General features: G+C 72.4%; 10 protein-coding genes. All 10 read right to left on the minus strand.

Annotation, left to right across the window (positions count from 1 at the left end):
• Positions 1–117: 117 nt before the first annotated feature.
• Positions 118–399 (minus strand): HU family DNA-binding protein, encoded by a 282-nt coding sequence (locus tag ACH4N1_RS27910; protein WP_366059018.1) that lies wholly within the window; start codon positions 397–399, stop codon positions 118–120.
• Between the two features lie 523 nt (positions 400–922).
• Complete coding sequence (locus ACH4N1_RS27915) at positions 923–2338, minus strand: NAD-dependent malic enzyme (protein WP_398101216.1); 1416 nt, start codon at positions 2336–2338, stop codon at positions 923–925.
• A gap of 300 nt (positions 2339–2638) precedes the next feature.
• A complete protein-coding gene (locus ACH4N1_RS27920; protein WP_398101217.1) occupies positions 2639–5038 on the minus strand; it encodes a HelD family protein in 2400 nt (799 codons plus the stop codon).
• Between the two features lie 60 nt (positions 5039–5098).
• Positions 5099–5878 (minus strand): anti-sigma factor family protein, encoded by a 780-nt coding sequence (locus ACH4N1_RS27925; protein ID WP_398101219.1) that lies wholly within the window; start codon positions 5876–5878, stop codon positions 5099–5101.
• A gap of 50 nt (positions 5879–5928) precedes the next feature.
• Positions 5929–6450, minus strand: coding sequence for a sigma-70 family RNA polymerase sigma factor (locus ACH4N1_RS27930; protein ID WP_010039908.1), 522 nt, complete (start codon positions 6448–6450; stop codon positions 5929–5931).
• A 353-nt stretch (positions 6451–6803) separates the two neighbouring features.
• Positions 6804–7400 (minus strand): CGNR zinc finger domain-containing protein, encoded by a 597-nt coding sequence (locus tag ACH4N1_RS27935; protein WP_398101220.1) that lies wholly within the window; start codon positions 7398–7400, stop codon positions 6804–6806.
• Positions 7401–7828: 428 nt separating this feature from the next.
• Positions 7829–9013, minus strand: coding sequence for a uroporphyrinogen-III synthase (locus ACH4N1_RS27940; protein ID WP_398101221.1), 1185 nt, complete (start codon positions 9011–9013; stop codon positions 7829–7831).
• A 100-nt stretch (positions 9014–9113) separates the two neighbouring features.
• On the minus strand, positions 9114–10529 hold the full coding sequence (locus tag ACH4N1_RS27945) for a nitrate/nitrite transporter (RefSeq protein ID WP_398101223.1): 1416 nt from the start codon (positions 10527–10529) through the stop codon (positions 9114–9116).
• 162 nt (positions 10530–10691) lie between these two features.
• Positions 10692–11966, minus strand: a complete 1275-nt coding sequence (locus tag ACH4N1_RS27950) for an acyltransferase family protein (protein WP_398101224.1) — start codon at positions 11964–11966, stop codon at positions 10692–10694.
• Positions 11963–14047 (minus strand): bifunctional polysaccharide deacetylase/glycosyltransferase family 2 protein, encoded by a 2085-nt coding sequence (locus ACH4N1_RS27955; protein WP_398101320.1) that lies wholly within the window; start codon positions 14045–14047, stop codon positions 11963–11965. The genes ACH4N1_RS27950 and ACH4N1_RS27955 overlap by 4 nt, the downstream gene beginning before the upstream one ends.
• Positions 14048–14249: the final 202 nt, after the last annotated feature.

Raw genomic sequence — 14249 nt, forward strand, 5'->3', positions numbered from 1 at the left:
GCACCCGGTCCGGGTGCCGCCCCATCGGCGTGTGTCGACGCGCTCGAAGGAGCGCGGGGCACTGCGTGACCGGCGACAGACGGCACGCAGACGCCCCACGGCGCTCTCAGCGGAGCGTCACTTGCCCTTGGCGGCTTCCTTGAGCTTGCTGCCCGCGGAGACCTTGACGCTGTAGCCGGCCGGGATCTGGATCGGGTCGCCGGTCTGCGGGTTGCGCGCGGTGCGAGCGGCACGGTGGGTGCGCTCGAAGGTCAGGAAGCCGGGGACGGTGACCTTCTCGTCGCCCTTGGAGACGATCTCGCCGACGACCTCGGCGAACGCGGCCAGCACGGCGTCGGCGTCCTTGCGGGTCACCTCGGCGCGGTCGGCCAGCGCGGCCACCAGCTCACTGCGGTTCATGTTCTTACTCCCGTGTTCTTCTTGCCGTTGCGGCGTGCCACGCGGCGGAGCCGCATGTTGGGCACAGCGAAGCCGATGCTGCCAGGGTCTTCGGACAGTCCCCGGACCCGGGTCCCTTGTCGGACCCTCGCGCCCAGAGACGCATCCTGCCCCCACCTGCGGCGGGAAAGCCAATCCGGCACCCGCAGGAGTCGTGAGAACACCCTTGGGAGTCACACGGAGAGGCCCACTGACTGGCCGCCCACCCTAGGGCCTGTCCGGCGGATCTTGTCGGAGACGCGGGGTCCGACACGCCCGTCTGCGGCGTTGTCGTCGGTTGCCGACGCTCCGCGTCGACGCCCTCCTCCGCCTTGCAGCCGGACGCGCCAGACCCCACTCACCCGGCCTTCGAGGTGTAGCCGGTTTTCTCCGACCTGACCCGCCGGACAGACCCTAGAGGGCGGTCGAGTGGACCGGGTTCCACGACGCGCCGGTTTCATGACACGTCGTGGCGATCCTCACAGCCGCCGCACCCCACGGGGCCTCAGGCGGTGACCCCGGCGGCCTTCGCGGCCTCCCGCACGGCCCCGGCCACCGCGCCGGCGACCTTGTCGTTGAAGACGGACGGGATGATGTAGTTGGCGTTCAGCTCGTCCTCGGTCACCACGTCGGCGAGGGCCTTCGCGGCCGCGAGCATCATCTCCGTGTTGACGGTGCGGGACTGGGCGTCCAGCAGGCCGCGGAACACACCCGGGAAGACCAGCACGTTGTTGATCTGGTTCGGGAAGTCGGAGCGGCCGGTGGCCACCACGGCGGCCGTGCGGCGGGCGACCGCCGGGTCGACCTCGGGGTCCGGATTCGCGAGCGCGAACACGATCGCGTCGTCGGCCATGGCGGCCACGTCGTCGCCGTCGATGACGTTCGGGGCGGAGACGCCGATGAAGACGTCCGCGTCGTGCACGGCCTCCTTCAGCGTGCCGGTGAGGCCCTCGGGGTTGGTGTTGTCGGCGATCCAGCGCAGCGCCGAGCCGGGGGCCGCGTCGACGAGGTCCTCGCGGCCGGCGTGCACCACGCCGTGGATGTCGGCGACGACGGCGTTCTTCACGCCGGCCGCGAGCAGCAGCTTGAGGATGGCCGTGCCGGCGGCGCCCGCGCCGGACATGACGACGCGGATGTTCTCGATGGCCTTCCCCGCGACACGCAGGGCGTTCGTCAGGGCGGCCAGGACGACGATCGCGGTGCCGTGCTGGTCGTCGTGGAAGACGGGGATGTCGAGGGCCTCGCGCAGCCGGGCCTCGATCTCGAAGCAGCGGGGGGCGGAGATGTCCTCGAGGTTGATGCCGGCGAAGCCCGGCGCGATGGCCTTGACGATCTCGACGATCGCGTCGGTGTCCTGGGTGTCCAGGCAGATCGGCCAGGCGTCGATGCCGGCGAACCGCTTGAACAGGGCCGCCTTGCCCTCCATGACCGGCAGCGCGGCCTTGGGGCCGATGTTGCCCAGGCCCAGCACGGCCGAGCCGTCCGTCACGACCGCAACGGAGTTGCGCTTGATGGTGAGGCGGCGGGCGTCCTCGGGATTCTCGGCGATCGCCATGCAGACGCGGGCCACGCCCGGCGTGTAGATCATGGAGAGGTCGTCGCGGTTGCGGATCGGGTGCTTGGACTGCATCTCGATCTTGCCGCCGAGGTGCATCAGGAAGGTACGGTCCGAGACCTTGCCCAGGGTGACGCCCTCGATGCCGCGGAGCTGTTCGACGATCTCGTCGGCGTGCGCCGTGGAGGTGGCCGCGATCGTCACGTCGATGCGGAGCTTCTCGTGGCCGGAAGCCGTGACGTCGAGGCCGGTCACCGAGCCTCCGTGGGACTCGACGGCCCCGGTGAGCTGGGAGACCGCGGTTCCGCTCGCGGGCACCTCCAGCCGGACCGTCATCGAGTAGGAGACGCTGGGCGCCGTTGCCATGGCCGACTTCCTCTGCTTTCACCTGTGACGCTGGATGCCGTTCGATCGTCGCACCTACTGTCGGGTAGGCGTTAGCCGCCCCGGGTTGCGAACGTTGAGTTCACAGCGAAAGAGGCCCACGTCACATGGACGTGGGCCTCTTTCGTCTGTCTATGACACCGACCCGCCATGCTCGCCTCGCGGCAAGTGGTCGCTCGTGGCGACGAAGGTTGGGCCCGGGGGCTTGGATCGAGCCGGTGTCACGTCCAGGCTAACAAACGGATCCCGGAACACCATTCCCGTGCGGGGACTTCACAGGAATCAGTCCCTCAGCAGATCGGGCACCCCGTCCCCGTCGGGTTCGTCGCGGTCCGCGGAGACGACCGTCAGCTGCTGGGTCGCCCTGGTCAGCGCCACGTACAGCACCCGCAGGCCGGCCGGGGACTCGTCGGCGATCTCGGCCGGGGAGACGACCACCGTCGCGTCGTACTCCAGGCCCTTGGCCTCCAGGCTGCCGAGGGCCACCACGCGGTCGCCGAGTCCGGTGAGCCAGCGGCGGGCCTCCTCGCGGCGGTTCATGGCGACGACGACGCCGACGGTGCCGTCGACCCGTTCCAGGAGGCGTTCGGCCTCGGCGCGGACGGTCGCGCCCAGGGTGTCCGCCACCGCGCTGAAGCGCGGGACCACTCCGGTGGAGCGCACCGCCGCCGGGGACTCGGCGCCGGGCATCGCCAGGGCCAGCACCTTCGCGGCCAGCTCGGCGATCTCCGCCGGGTTGCGGTAGTTCACGGTGAGCTGGAAGCGGCGGCGCGGGCGGCTGCCGAGGGCCTCGTCGCGGGCCTGGGCGGCCTCGTCGGGGTCGGACCAGGAGGACTGGGCCGGGTCGCCGACGACCGTCCAGGTGGCGTGCCGGCCGCGGCGGCCGACCATGCGCCACTGCATCGGCGTGAGGTCCTGGGCCTCGTCGACGATGACGTGCGCGTACTCGGTGCGCTCCTGGGCGAGGCGCTCGGCCCGCTCGCGCTGCGACTCCTCGCGCACCGGCATCAGCTCCTCCAGGCCGGTGAGCTGGTCCAGCGGGTCGAGTTCGCGTCTCCTGCGGGGGCGGGCGGGGGCGCCGAGGATCGCCTGCAGCTCGTCGAGCATCGCGATGTCGTGCACCGAGTGGCCCTCGCGCTTCAGCGAGCGGGCGACCCTGCGGACCTCGCCGGGGTTGAGGACGCGGCGGGCCCAGCGGCCGAGCCGGCGTTCGTCGGCCATGGCGGCGAGGACGGACTTCGGGGTCAGCTCGGGCCACCATGCGTCGAGGAACGCGATGAAGGAGTCCTCGCCGGTGACGTCCTCGTCGAAGGAGGAGCGCAGTTCGGCGGCCAGTTCGGGGTCGCTGTGCCGGCCGGACGCTCCGGAGCGCTCCCACAGGGCGTCCAGCAGGAGCTTGCGGGCGCGCGGGCGCAGCAGGTTGACCGGCGCGGTGCCGCCGAGGGCGCTCTGCCGGATCCGGTCGAGGTCGCCGGCCTCCAGCTCCAGGCGCCGCCCGAAGGCGACCACGCGCAGCCGGTCGGGCGTGCCCGCGGGGGTCTGCGGACGGGCGCCGCCGGTGTCGGTGTCCTCGGCGTCGGCGTGCTCCCCGAACGCGAGCTGCCCGGCCGGCGGGCCGCCGCCCGGCCGTCCTCCCCCTTCGAGCGCCCCGCGCGCGGCCTTCCGCAGCACCTTGAGCATCCGGTACGACCCCTTGGCGCGGGCCACCGCCGGGGAGTCGTACAGGGTGGCCTCCACTCCGTCGACGAGGGAGCCGATGGCGCGGATCGCGACCTGGCCCTCCTCGCCGAGGGAGGGCAGGACGCCCTCGGTGTACGCGACGAGCAGCGGGGTCGGGGAGACGATCAGGATGCCGCCCGCGTAGCGGCGCCGGTCCTGGTAGAGGAGGTAGGCGGCCCGGTGCAGGGCGACGGCCGTCTTCCCGGTGCCGGGGCCGCCCTCGACGTAGGTGACGGAGGCGGCGGGGGCACGGATGACCATGTCCTGCTCGGCCTGGATGGAGGCGACGATGTCGCGCATGGTGTGGCTGCGGGCCTGGCCGAGGGCGGCCATGAGGGCGCCGTCGCCGATGACGGGCAGTTCCCGGCCGTCGAGGCGGGCCGTGAGCTGCGGCCGCATCAGGTCGTCCTCGACGCCGAGGACGCGGCGCCCCTTGGAGCGGATGACCCGGCGGCGTACGACCCGGCCGGGGTCGACCGGCGTGGACCGGTAGAACGGGGCGGCGGCCGGGGCCCGCCAGTCGATGACGAGCGGGGCGTAGTCCTCGTCGAGGACCCCGATGCGCCCGATGTGGAGGGTCTCGGCGATGTCGGCGGTGTTGTCGTCGCGGATCGCGCCGTCGGCGGGTTCGACGGCGGTGTAGGCGCCGTCGGGCCCCTTCTTCCCGTCCTTGCCGGGGAGCAGGTCGATCCGGCCGAAGAGGAAGTCCTCGAACTCGTTGTTGAGCCGGTTGAGGTGGACCCCCGCCCGGAAGACCTGGGCGTCCCGCTCGGCCAGGGCGCCGGGCGTGCCGACCTGGCCGCGGCGGGCCGCGTCGTGCATGAGGAACTCGGCCTCGTGGATCTTCTCCTCGAGGCGCCGGTACACCCGGTCCAGGTGTTCCTGTTCGACGCTGATCTCACGGTCACGAACTGAGTCCTGAACCGAGTCGACCGCGGTTTCCTGCTGAGCCTGAGCGGCCACCGGGCCCCCTTCTGACGTGCTGGGCAGCCGTCAACCGTACGCGAAGGGGGCCACCGGGGGCTACGGCGCGTCGACCTCGACGAGCTTCTTCCCGTCGAAGGTCATGACCTCGAAGTGGTCGATCTCGTTCGGGGTGAACGCGGCGCCGCCCTGGACGTAGAGCGGGTTCTTGGCCTGCTCGGTCTTGGCGTTGGGCAGGCCGTAGCCCCACTCCGGGACGGACCACGACGAGACGGTCTCGCGTTCGCCGTTCTTGCCGACGGCGATGAGCGAGCACTTGTTGGGTCCCGCCACGTTCTTCAGTTCGACGACGGCCTCGGTGCCCCAGGCCTTCTCGCCCATGGCGACGGTCGCGGTGACCTTGGTGCCCGGGTCGGTGCCCGTGACCTTGTCGGAGAGCGTCTCGAAGACCGACTTCGCGGGGCTCGCGCCCGCCTCGACGCCGGTGCCGCCGCTGTCGTCGCCGCCGCCGGCCGCCACCGCCACGAGCGGGCCGCCGATGATCAGCGCGACGCCGGCCGCGATCATGTACATGCTGCGCCGACGCTTCCGGGCGCGGCGGTCGGAGACCTCGACGACGAGCTTCTCGGCCAGTCGCGGGCCCGGCTTCGCGGACAGGGACTCGCCGATCGCGGGGGTCCCGGCGCCCGGCAGGTCCGCGAGCGCGGCCAGCATCGGTTCCATCCCCGCGAGTTCGTCGAGCTGCTGGGCGCACCACTCGCACCCGGCGAGATGCGCCTCGAAAGCGGTTGCCTCGGCGTCGTCGAGAATCCCGAGGGCGTAGGCGCCCACGGTCTCGTGTTCGCTCGGGCTCGGAGATCCCTGCACAGGTCCCTGCATGGGGCCAGACATACCCGAACCACCCGTTCCGAATCCCCCGTAAACACTCATCACGCCGTCACCCCCCGCTCCTCGAGAGCCAGCTTCATCGACCGCAGGGCGTAGAAGACCCGTGAGCGCACGGTGCCGCTGGGTATGCCCAGCGTCTCGGCCGCCTCATTGACGGTACGCCCCTTGAAATACGTCTCGACGAGCACCTCCCGGTGGGCCGGGGTCAGGTCGTCGAGAGCGTCCGACAGCGTCATCAGCCACAGCGCCTTGTCGATCTCGTCCTCCGCGGGGATGACCTCCAGCGGCGACGGGTCGACCTCCTGCGGCCGGGCCTGCCGGCTGCGGTGGCCGTCGATGACGATGCGACGTGCGACCGTCACCAGCCAGGGGCGTACCGATCCGGTCGCCCGGTTGAGCTGACCGGCGTTCTTCCAGGCACGGATGAGTGTCTCCTGCACGACGTCCTCGGCGCGCTGCCGGTCACCGGCAACCAGTCGCAGGACGTACGCGAGGAGGGGTCCGGCATGCTCCCGATACAGAGCACGCATCAGCTCCTCGTCAGGTTCCGAGGGCTGGGACATGCGATGTCGGGCCCTCGATCCACGTTCATTGGCCACGGCCGCATCCTTGCGCACGCCCACCTCCGGTGTCCGGGGGTTCCCCCGAGTCGGTCGCTCCCCCACCGGTACGGATGCGGTCCGGCGGGTGTTCAAACCGGAGTGACAGATTTCTGCGGGGTGACATGACAAGAGGAACATGGAGGCACATTCCCGCCCCTCTTTCTTTACATTTCCCCCACACGAACGACGCGGCGGCGGGCTGCCCGGCGACACGCGAAGGTAAACGGCGTGTAATCGAAATCACTTCGACGACACTTCGACGGTATGGGCATGAACACCCCGTAGCGGACGGCTCACTTGTCGCTCGACGACGGTCAGGCGCGCGCGAGCGCCGCGCGCCGGCGGTGCCGGGCGACCCGTTCGCGGTTCCCGCAGACCTCGCTGGAACACCAGCGCCTGCGCCGCCCGCGGGACGTGTCGACGTACACGATCGGGCAGTTGTCCCCCGCGCACTGCCGCAGGTCCGCCCGCGCGGCGGGATCGGTCAGCAGCGACACCGCGTCGCGGGCGACCACCGCGAGCAGCGCCGCGCACTCCGGCTCCCCGTCCAACTCCCGCACCAGCCCGCCGTCCTGCGCGCGGACGGCACGGGGGGCCGGGGGCGCGGCACGGGCGACGGCGTTGACGTGCGCGAGGGCGGCGCCGTACGCCGGCCGCGTCTCGCCGGTGAGCCACCCGGACACCAAGTGACCGACGCCGGAGCGCAGTTCCCGGAAGGCGGGCGGCCAGGAGGGGCCGGCGTGGGTCAGCGGCGTGCCGGGCGGCACGAGACCGGACCCGCCGATCCAGGCGCACAACGGCGCCACGGCGTCGAGCCGTTCGAGGGGGTGGGCGGTGGCGAGCAGGTCCAGGCAGATCCGCCCGGCGTCGAAGCGGAGGTCGTAGGGGGACGTGCCCGTACCCAGTGCCATGTGCCTGTCACCACCGAGGAGAGGCTGCCGGAGGAAGCGTCACCTTTCACAGTGGGGGGTGGGGGCGGGCCACTGGAAGACCCCGGTCCGGACAACCCGGCCCGTCCGGGGCACCTCCCGACGCCGGTCCGGACATCCCAGCCCGTCCGGGGCACCTCCCGACGCCGGTCCGGACATCCCAGCCCGTCCGGGGCACCTCCCGACGCCGGTCCGGACATCCCAGCCCGTCCGGGGCACCTCCCGACGCCGGTCCGGACAACCCGGCCCGTCCGGGGTCCCCTCCCGACGCCGGTCCGGACATCCCAGCCCGTCCGGCGATTGAGGACGAGGCCGTTCAGGCCGAAGCGGGGGTCCGGGGGCGGCAGCCCCCGTGACGGGGGTCCGGGGGCGCAGCCCCCGTGACGGTCACCCGAACCCCGGTTCACCCCTCACCCGTCCGCGTACTTCGCATCGGCCGCGGGGTCCAGCGCCAGCCGGTACCCCCGCTTGACCACCGTCTGGATCAGCTTCGGCGCCCCGAGGGCGGTCCGGAGCCGGGCCATCGCCGTCTCCACGGCGTGCTCGTCCTTCCCCGTCCCGGGCAGCGCCCGCAGCAGGTCGGCGCGCGGGACGACCCAGCCCGGCCGCCGTGCCAGCGCCCGCAGCAGGGACATCCCGGCGGGCGGTACGGGCCGGAGACAGCCGTCGACCAGCACGGCGTGGCCCCGGATCTCCATCCGGTGGCCGGCGACGGGCAGTGTGCGGGCCCGGCCCGGCAGTTCGGTGCACAGCAGTTGCACGAGGGGTCCGAGCCGGAACCGCTCGGGCGAGACGGTGTCCACCCCGCGCGCCTGCAGGGGCAGCGCGGTGACCGGGCCGACGCAGGCCGGCAGGACGTCGTGGTTCAGGGCGGCGAGGAGTTCGGGGAGCAGCCCGCGTTCCTCGGCGCGGGACAGCAGGGAGGCGGCGGCGGGCGCGCTGGTGAAGGTCACCGCGTCCAGGCCGCGCGAGACGGTGGCGTCCAGCAGCCGGTCGAGGGGCGAGATGTCCTCCGGCGGCATCCACCGGTACACGGGCACGCCCACGACCTCCGCTCCCCCGGCCCGCAGCGCCTCCACGAAGCCGGGCAGCGGTTCGCCGTGCAACTGGACGGCGACGCGGCGGCCTTCGACGCCCTCCTCCAGCAGCCGGTCGAGGACCTCGGCCATCGACTCGCTGGACGGCGACCACTCCTCGGTGAGTCCGGCGGCGCGGATCGCGCCCTTGACCTTGGGGCCGCGGGCGAGGAGTTCGACGCCGTCGAGGCGGGCGATCAGCTGTTCGCCGAGCCCCCAGCCGTCGGCGGCCTCCACCCAGCCGCGGAAGCCGATGGCGGTGGTGGCGACCACGACGTCGGGTGCCTGGTCGAGGAGGTCCTTGGTGGCGGCGAGGAGTTCGCCGTCGTCGGCGAGCGGCACGATCCGCAGGGCGGGCGCGTGCAGCACCGCCGCCCCGCGCCGCCGGAGCAGCGCCCCGAGCTCGTCGGCGCGGCGCGCGGCGGTCACCCCCACCGTGAAGCCGGCGAGGGGCCCGTGCTGCTCGGCGGCCCGGCCGTCCGGGTCGTGGTCCGGTCGCTGCTGCTGGTGCTCGTACATCACTCTCGTCCCGCGGTGGAGTCGTATGGACCTACATGCCGAGCGAGCCTGCCAATGGTGCGTGACAGGCTCGGTTCGGCTTCGTGTCGCCGGTGTTACGTCACACCTCGGCGTAGCTGAGCTGCGTCTTCGTCCCGGACGCGGTCCCGGTGGCGGTGATCCGGCCGGCCGGGCGGCGAAGGTATACGGCCCAGGTGACCACGAAGCACACGCCGTAGAAGGCGAGGAAGGCGACGAAGGCGCCGGTGCCGGTGCCGTAGGAGAGGAAGGACTGCCGGAAGGCGAGGTTGATGGCGACGCCGCCCAGCGCGCCGACGGCTCCGATGAGCCCCATGGAGGCGCCGGAGAGCCGGCGTCCGTGGGCGGCCGCCTCTTCGCCCACGAGCCCCTTCGCGACGGCCTTCGCCTGGAAGATGCCGGGGATCATCTTGTACGTCGACCCGTTGCCGAGGCCGGTGAGGACGAACAGGACGACGAAGACGCAGACGAACAGCGGCAGCGACTTCTGCATGCTGGCGAAGACCAGGACGGCGGTGGCGGCGGCCATGCCGACGTAGTTGTAGAGGGTGATGCGGGCCCCGCCGTAGCGGTCGGCGAGCCAGCCGCCGACGGGGCGGATCAGGGAGCCGAGGAGCGGGCCGATGAAGGTGAGGTAGGCGGCCTGGAGGGGCGTGCGGCCGAACTGGTTGGTGAGCACCTGCCCGAAGGCGAAGGAGTACCCGATGAACGACCCGAACGTCCCGACGTAGAGGAAGGACATGATCCAGGTGTGCCCGTCCTTCGCGGCGTCGATCGCGGCGCCGGTGTCGTTCTTCACGGATGCCAGGTTGTCCATGTACAGGGCGGCGAGGGTCGCGGCGACGAGGATCAGCGGGATGTAGATGCCGAGCAGCACGCGGGGCCCGCCGCTCGCGCCGATGACGGCGAGGGCGACCAGCTGGATCACCGGCACGCCGATGTTGCCGCCGCCCGCGTTGAGGCCGAGCGCCCAGCCCTTCTTGCGGAGCGGGAAGAAGGCGTTGATGTTGGTCATCGAGGAGGCGAAGTTGCCGCCGCCGACGCCGGCCAGCAGGCCCACGAGGAGGAAGGTGCCGAACGAGGTGCCCGGCTCCATCACCGTGAACGCCGCGACGGCGGGGACGAGCAGCAGGGTGGCGGAGATGATCGTCCAGTTCCGCCCGCCGAACACCGCGACGGCGAAGGTGTACGGCACGCGGACGACGGCGCCGACGAGGGTCACCATCGAGGTGAGCAGGAACTTGTCGGCGGGGGTGAGGCCGTACTCCGGGCCCATGAAGAGCACCAGCACCGACCACAGGGTCCAGATCGAGAACCCGATGTGCTCGGAGAGGACGGAGAAGAGGAGGTTGCGCCGGGCGATCTTCTCGCCCTTGGCGTTCCAGAAGGCCTCGTTCTCCGGGTCCCACTCCTCGATCCAGCGGCTCCCCTTCTTGGCGGGGGCCGAGGCGGTGCTCGGGTCGGTCGGGGGTGCGGGGGCTGTACCAGGGGCTGTCATGACGCCTCCACGTGCTCCGGGGCTCGGGTGGTTCGCGGGGATGAGCGGTGATGAGTCCCGAAGGTAGGGAGGGCGCGTTTCCGGTCTGTGGCTGTGGGTGACCGGAAGGGAACGTTGCTCTCACCTTGCGCGAAGGCGTCATGAGAGGTGCGGCACGACGGCTCAGGCCCGGTGGACTCCCGGGCGTCCGTCCGGCCAGATCCGCGGGCGTCTCCCGGCCGCCAGGTCCTCCACCCAGCCGAAACAGACGACGCAGCCCGCGGTGAGCAGCCAGACGGCCGGCAGCTGGGCCCAGGGGCTCACCAGGATCCAGTGGGCGTCCGTCTCCAGGACGCCGATGTTCCACAGGTGGTCCCAGAGCGTCTCCACGACCACGATGCACACGTTGTGCCAGAGGTAGACCGTCACGGCACGTGCGTTGAGCAGGGTGATCGGCCGGTCCCAGCGGCGCAGGCGACGGGGCCACTCCTGCCAGGCGGGGCTGAGGTGCAGGAGGAGGAGAACGGCCGCGGAGGACCACAGGGCCTGCGCGAACGGCATGTCGTCGAGGTCGTGCCCCGTCCTGAGGTCCTGGGTGAGGGCGTACCAGAGGCCGGCGCCCGCCACCACCGGCGCGAGGGAGGGGACGACGTACCGCGGCAGCCGGCGCAGGACACCCTCCTGGTGGGCCATGCCGAGCAGCCAGCACGCGCCGAACGCGCCGAGGTCGCTGAGCACCGACTCCAGCCGCCAGCCGGGGACGGCCTGCGGGCCGAACTCCAGGGCGGCCGACAGCGCGACCGGCGCGAGGACCGTCGGCCAGGGCGCGGCCCGCAGGGCGCGCAGCAGCAGCGGGGACAGCAGCACGAACCAGAGGTAGGCGCGCAGGTACCACAGGGGTACGCCCACGGCGACCGCCCAGTCCCCGCCGATCAGCCCGGGGACGCCGGGCAGGCCCTCGCCGTAGGGCGGGTCGCTCAGCGGGAGGATCCAGAAGGAGAGGTGGAGCCACCACCAGCCGGGGTGGCCCTCCTCGCCCGGGCCCCAGCCGCCCAGCAGCATGCCCGTGACGCCCACCGCGCCGAGCAGCCACAGGGGCGGCAGGAGGCGGCGGAGCCGGCCGCGGACGACGTCGGTCGCGGGGCGACGGCGCAGGGACCGGGCCATGAGGTTGCCGGCCAGGGCGAACATCACGCCCATGGAGGGGAAGACGACGGGCAGCCAGGCCCAGCCCATGAGGTGGTAGAAGACGACGCGGAACAGGGCGACGGCGCGCAGGAGGTCGAAGTAGCGGTCGCGGGACGCCGGTCCGCGCGGTGTCTCGCGTACTTCTTGTGACGCCTGTGCCTTGCGGTCCGTCTCGGCCGGTGTCCGCGTCTGCGTGGGGAGGCCGGCGGGACGGGTGCTCATCGGGCCGGAGGACCGGGTGCCCATCGGGTCGGAGGACCGGGTGCTCATCGGGCCGCCCCCTGCTCCACGACGGGCCGCGTCTCCTCGGCGGGCGGGGCCGCCACCTGGCCCATCCGGCGCAGTTTCTGCCAGCGCAGCCGGCCGCCGGTGAGGGCGGTGATCCAGGACTGGAGCAGGACGATGTACATCAGCTGGCGGTAGAGGAGCTGTTGCAGGGGCAGGGAGATCAGCGGGGTCAGGCGCTCCCGGTCCAGGACGAAGGCGTAGGCCGCGCAGGCCGCCTGGACGGCGAGCACGCCGCACCAGGCCGCGATCGTCCTCCCCGTCGGGCCGAACAGCAGTCCGTAGACCAGGAACAGGTCGATCAGGGGCGCCAGCAGCGGGGCGACGACCATGAACAGGGAGACCAGGGGCAGGCCGACCCGGCCGAAGCGGCCCGAGGGGCCGCGTTCCAGCAGGGCGCGGCGGTGCTTCCAGATGGCCTGCATGGTGCCGTAGCACCAGCGGTAGCGCTGGGACCACAGCTGCTGCACCGACTCCGGGGCCTCGGTCCAGGCGCGGGCCTTCTCCGCGTAGACCACCTTCCAGCCGTCGCGGTGCAGCGCCATGGTGATGTCGGTGTCCTCGGCGAGGGTGTCGTCGCTCATGCCGCCGACCCGCTCCAGGGCGGTGCGGCGGAACGCGCCCACCGCGCCGGGGATGGTGGGCATGCAGCCCAGGACGTCGTACATGCGGCGGTCGAGGTTGAAGCCCATCACGTACTCGATGTGCTGCCAGGCGCCGATGAGGGTGTCCTTGTTGCCGACCTTGGCGTTGCCGGCGACGGCGCCGACGCGCGGGTCGGCGAAGGGCTGCACCAGCTCGCGGACGGTGGACGGCTCGAAGACGGTGTCGCCGTCCATCATCACGACGATGTCGTGCCGGGCGCCCGCGATGCCCCGGTTGAGGGCGGCGGGCTTGCCCGCGTTGAGCTGGCGGACGACGCGTACGCCGGGCAGGCCGAGGTCCTCCACGATGCGGGCGGTGCCGTCGGAGGAGCCGTCGTCGACGACGAGGATCTCCACCGGGTGCTCGCTCCTGACCAGGGAACGGACCGTGTTCTCGATGCACTTGGCCTCGTTGTACGCCGGGACCAGCACCGACACCGGTTCGGTGACCGGCGCGTCGGGGCCCCACGCGAAGTCGGCGCGGCGGGTGCGACGGGTGTGGACGGCGGACAGCAGCAGCATCAGGCCGAAGCGGGCGAAGACGAGGAAGCCGATGACGGCGAGGCCGACGGCGAGCACGCCGGTGAGGTCGTCGGCGGCGGTGACCAGGGCGGTCCAGGCGCGTCCCTTCCACAGGTCGAGGCCGCCGACCTCGGTGTGCGCACTGGGTGCGTCGAGGGCCTCGGTGAGGTTCTCGAACGCGTAGCCCTCCCCCTTGAGCCGGGGGAGGTAGGTGTCGAGGGCCCGGACCGTCTGGCTGCGGTCGCCGCCGGAGTCGTGCATCAGGACGATCGCGCCCCTGCCGTCGGCGGGTGTGGCGTTGCGGATGATCCGCGCGACGCCCGGCCTGCGCCAGTCCTCGCTGTCGGCGCCGGTCAGGACGGTGAGGTAGCCGCGGCTGCCGACGTACCGGGTCACCGGCCAGGTGTTGTTGTCCAGGGCGGAGGCGGTGGAGGAGTACGGCGGGCGGAACAGCGAGGTGCGGATGCCCGCGGCGCCGGCGAGGGCGAGCTGGTTCTGGGTCAGCTCCCAGTCGATGCGCTTCTTCGACTGGTAGGAGAGGTCGGGGTGGTTGAAGGTGTGCAGCCCGATCTCGTGGCCCTCGTCGACCATGCGCCGCACGAGGTCCGGGTGGCGGCTGGCCATCGTGCCGGTGATGAAGAAGACGGCGTGCGCGCGGTGCTTCTTCAGGACGTCGAGGACCTGCGGCGTCCAGCGGGGGTCGGGGCCGTCGTCGAAGGTGAGGACGATCCGGTGGTCCGGGACGTCGATGCTGGTGGCCCGGCCGCCGCGGGTGTCGACGACGGGGCCGCCGTCGAGGATCGCCCGCGGCACCCGGTCGGCGGCGGCGTCCGGGCGGACGCGGTGGTCGGCGAGGATCTCGCTGTGCACGTAGCCGCGCAGCAGGAGCATCGCCATCATCGCGAACAGCACCACGAGGGGCAGCAGATGGCGCAGGCGCAGGGGTGGCCGCAGGCGTCTGCGGGCGGCGCCCGCCGGGGAGCCGCCCCCGGCGGGGGCCCGGCCGCCTGCCGGTGTCCGGCGACCGCGGGAGCGGCCCCGGCCGCCACGGCGTCCGGCCGCGGGCGGCCGCGGTGCGCCGCCCCGCTCGTCGTCGTGGTCG

Origin of the sequence: Streptomyces sp. NPDC017202 (assembly GCF_044331705.1) — a bacterium.
Classification (GTDB): Bacteria; Actinomycetota; Actinomycetes; order Streptomycetales; family Streptomycetaceae; genus Streptomyces.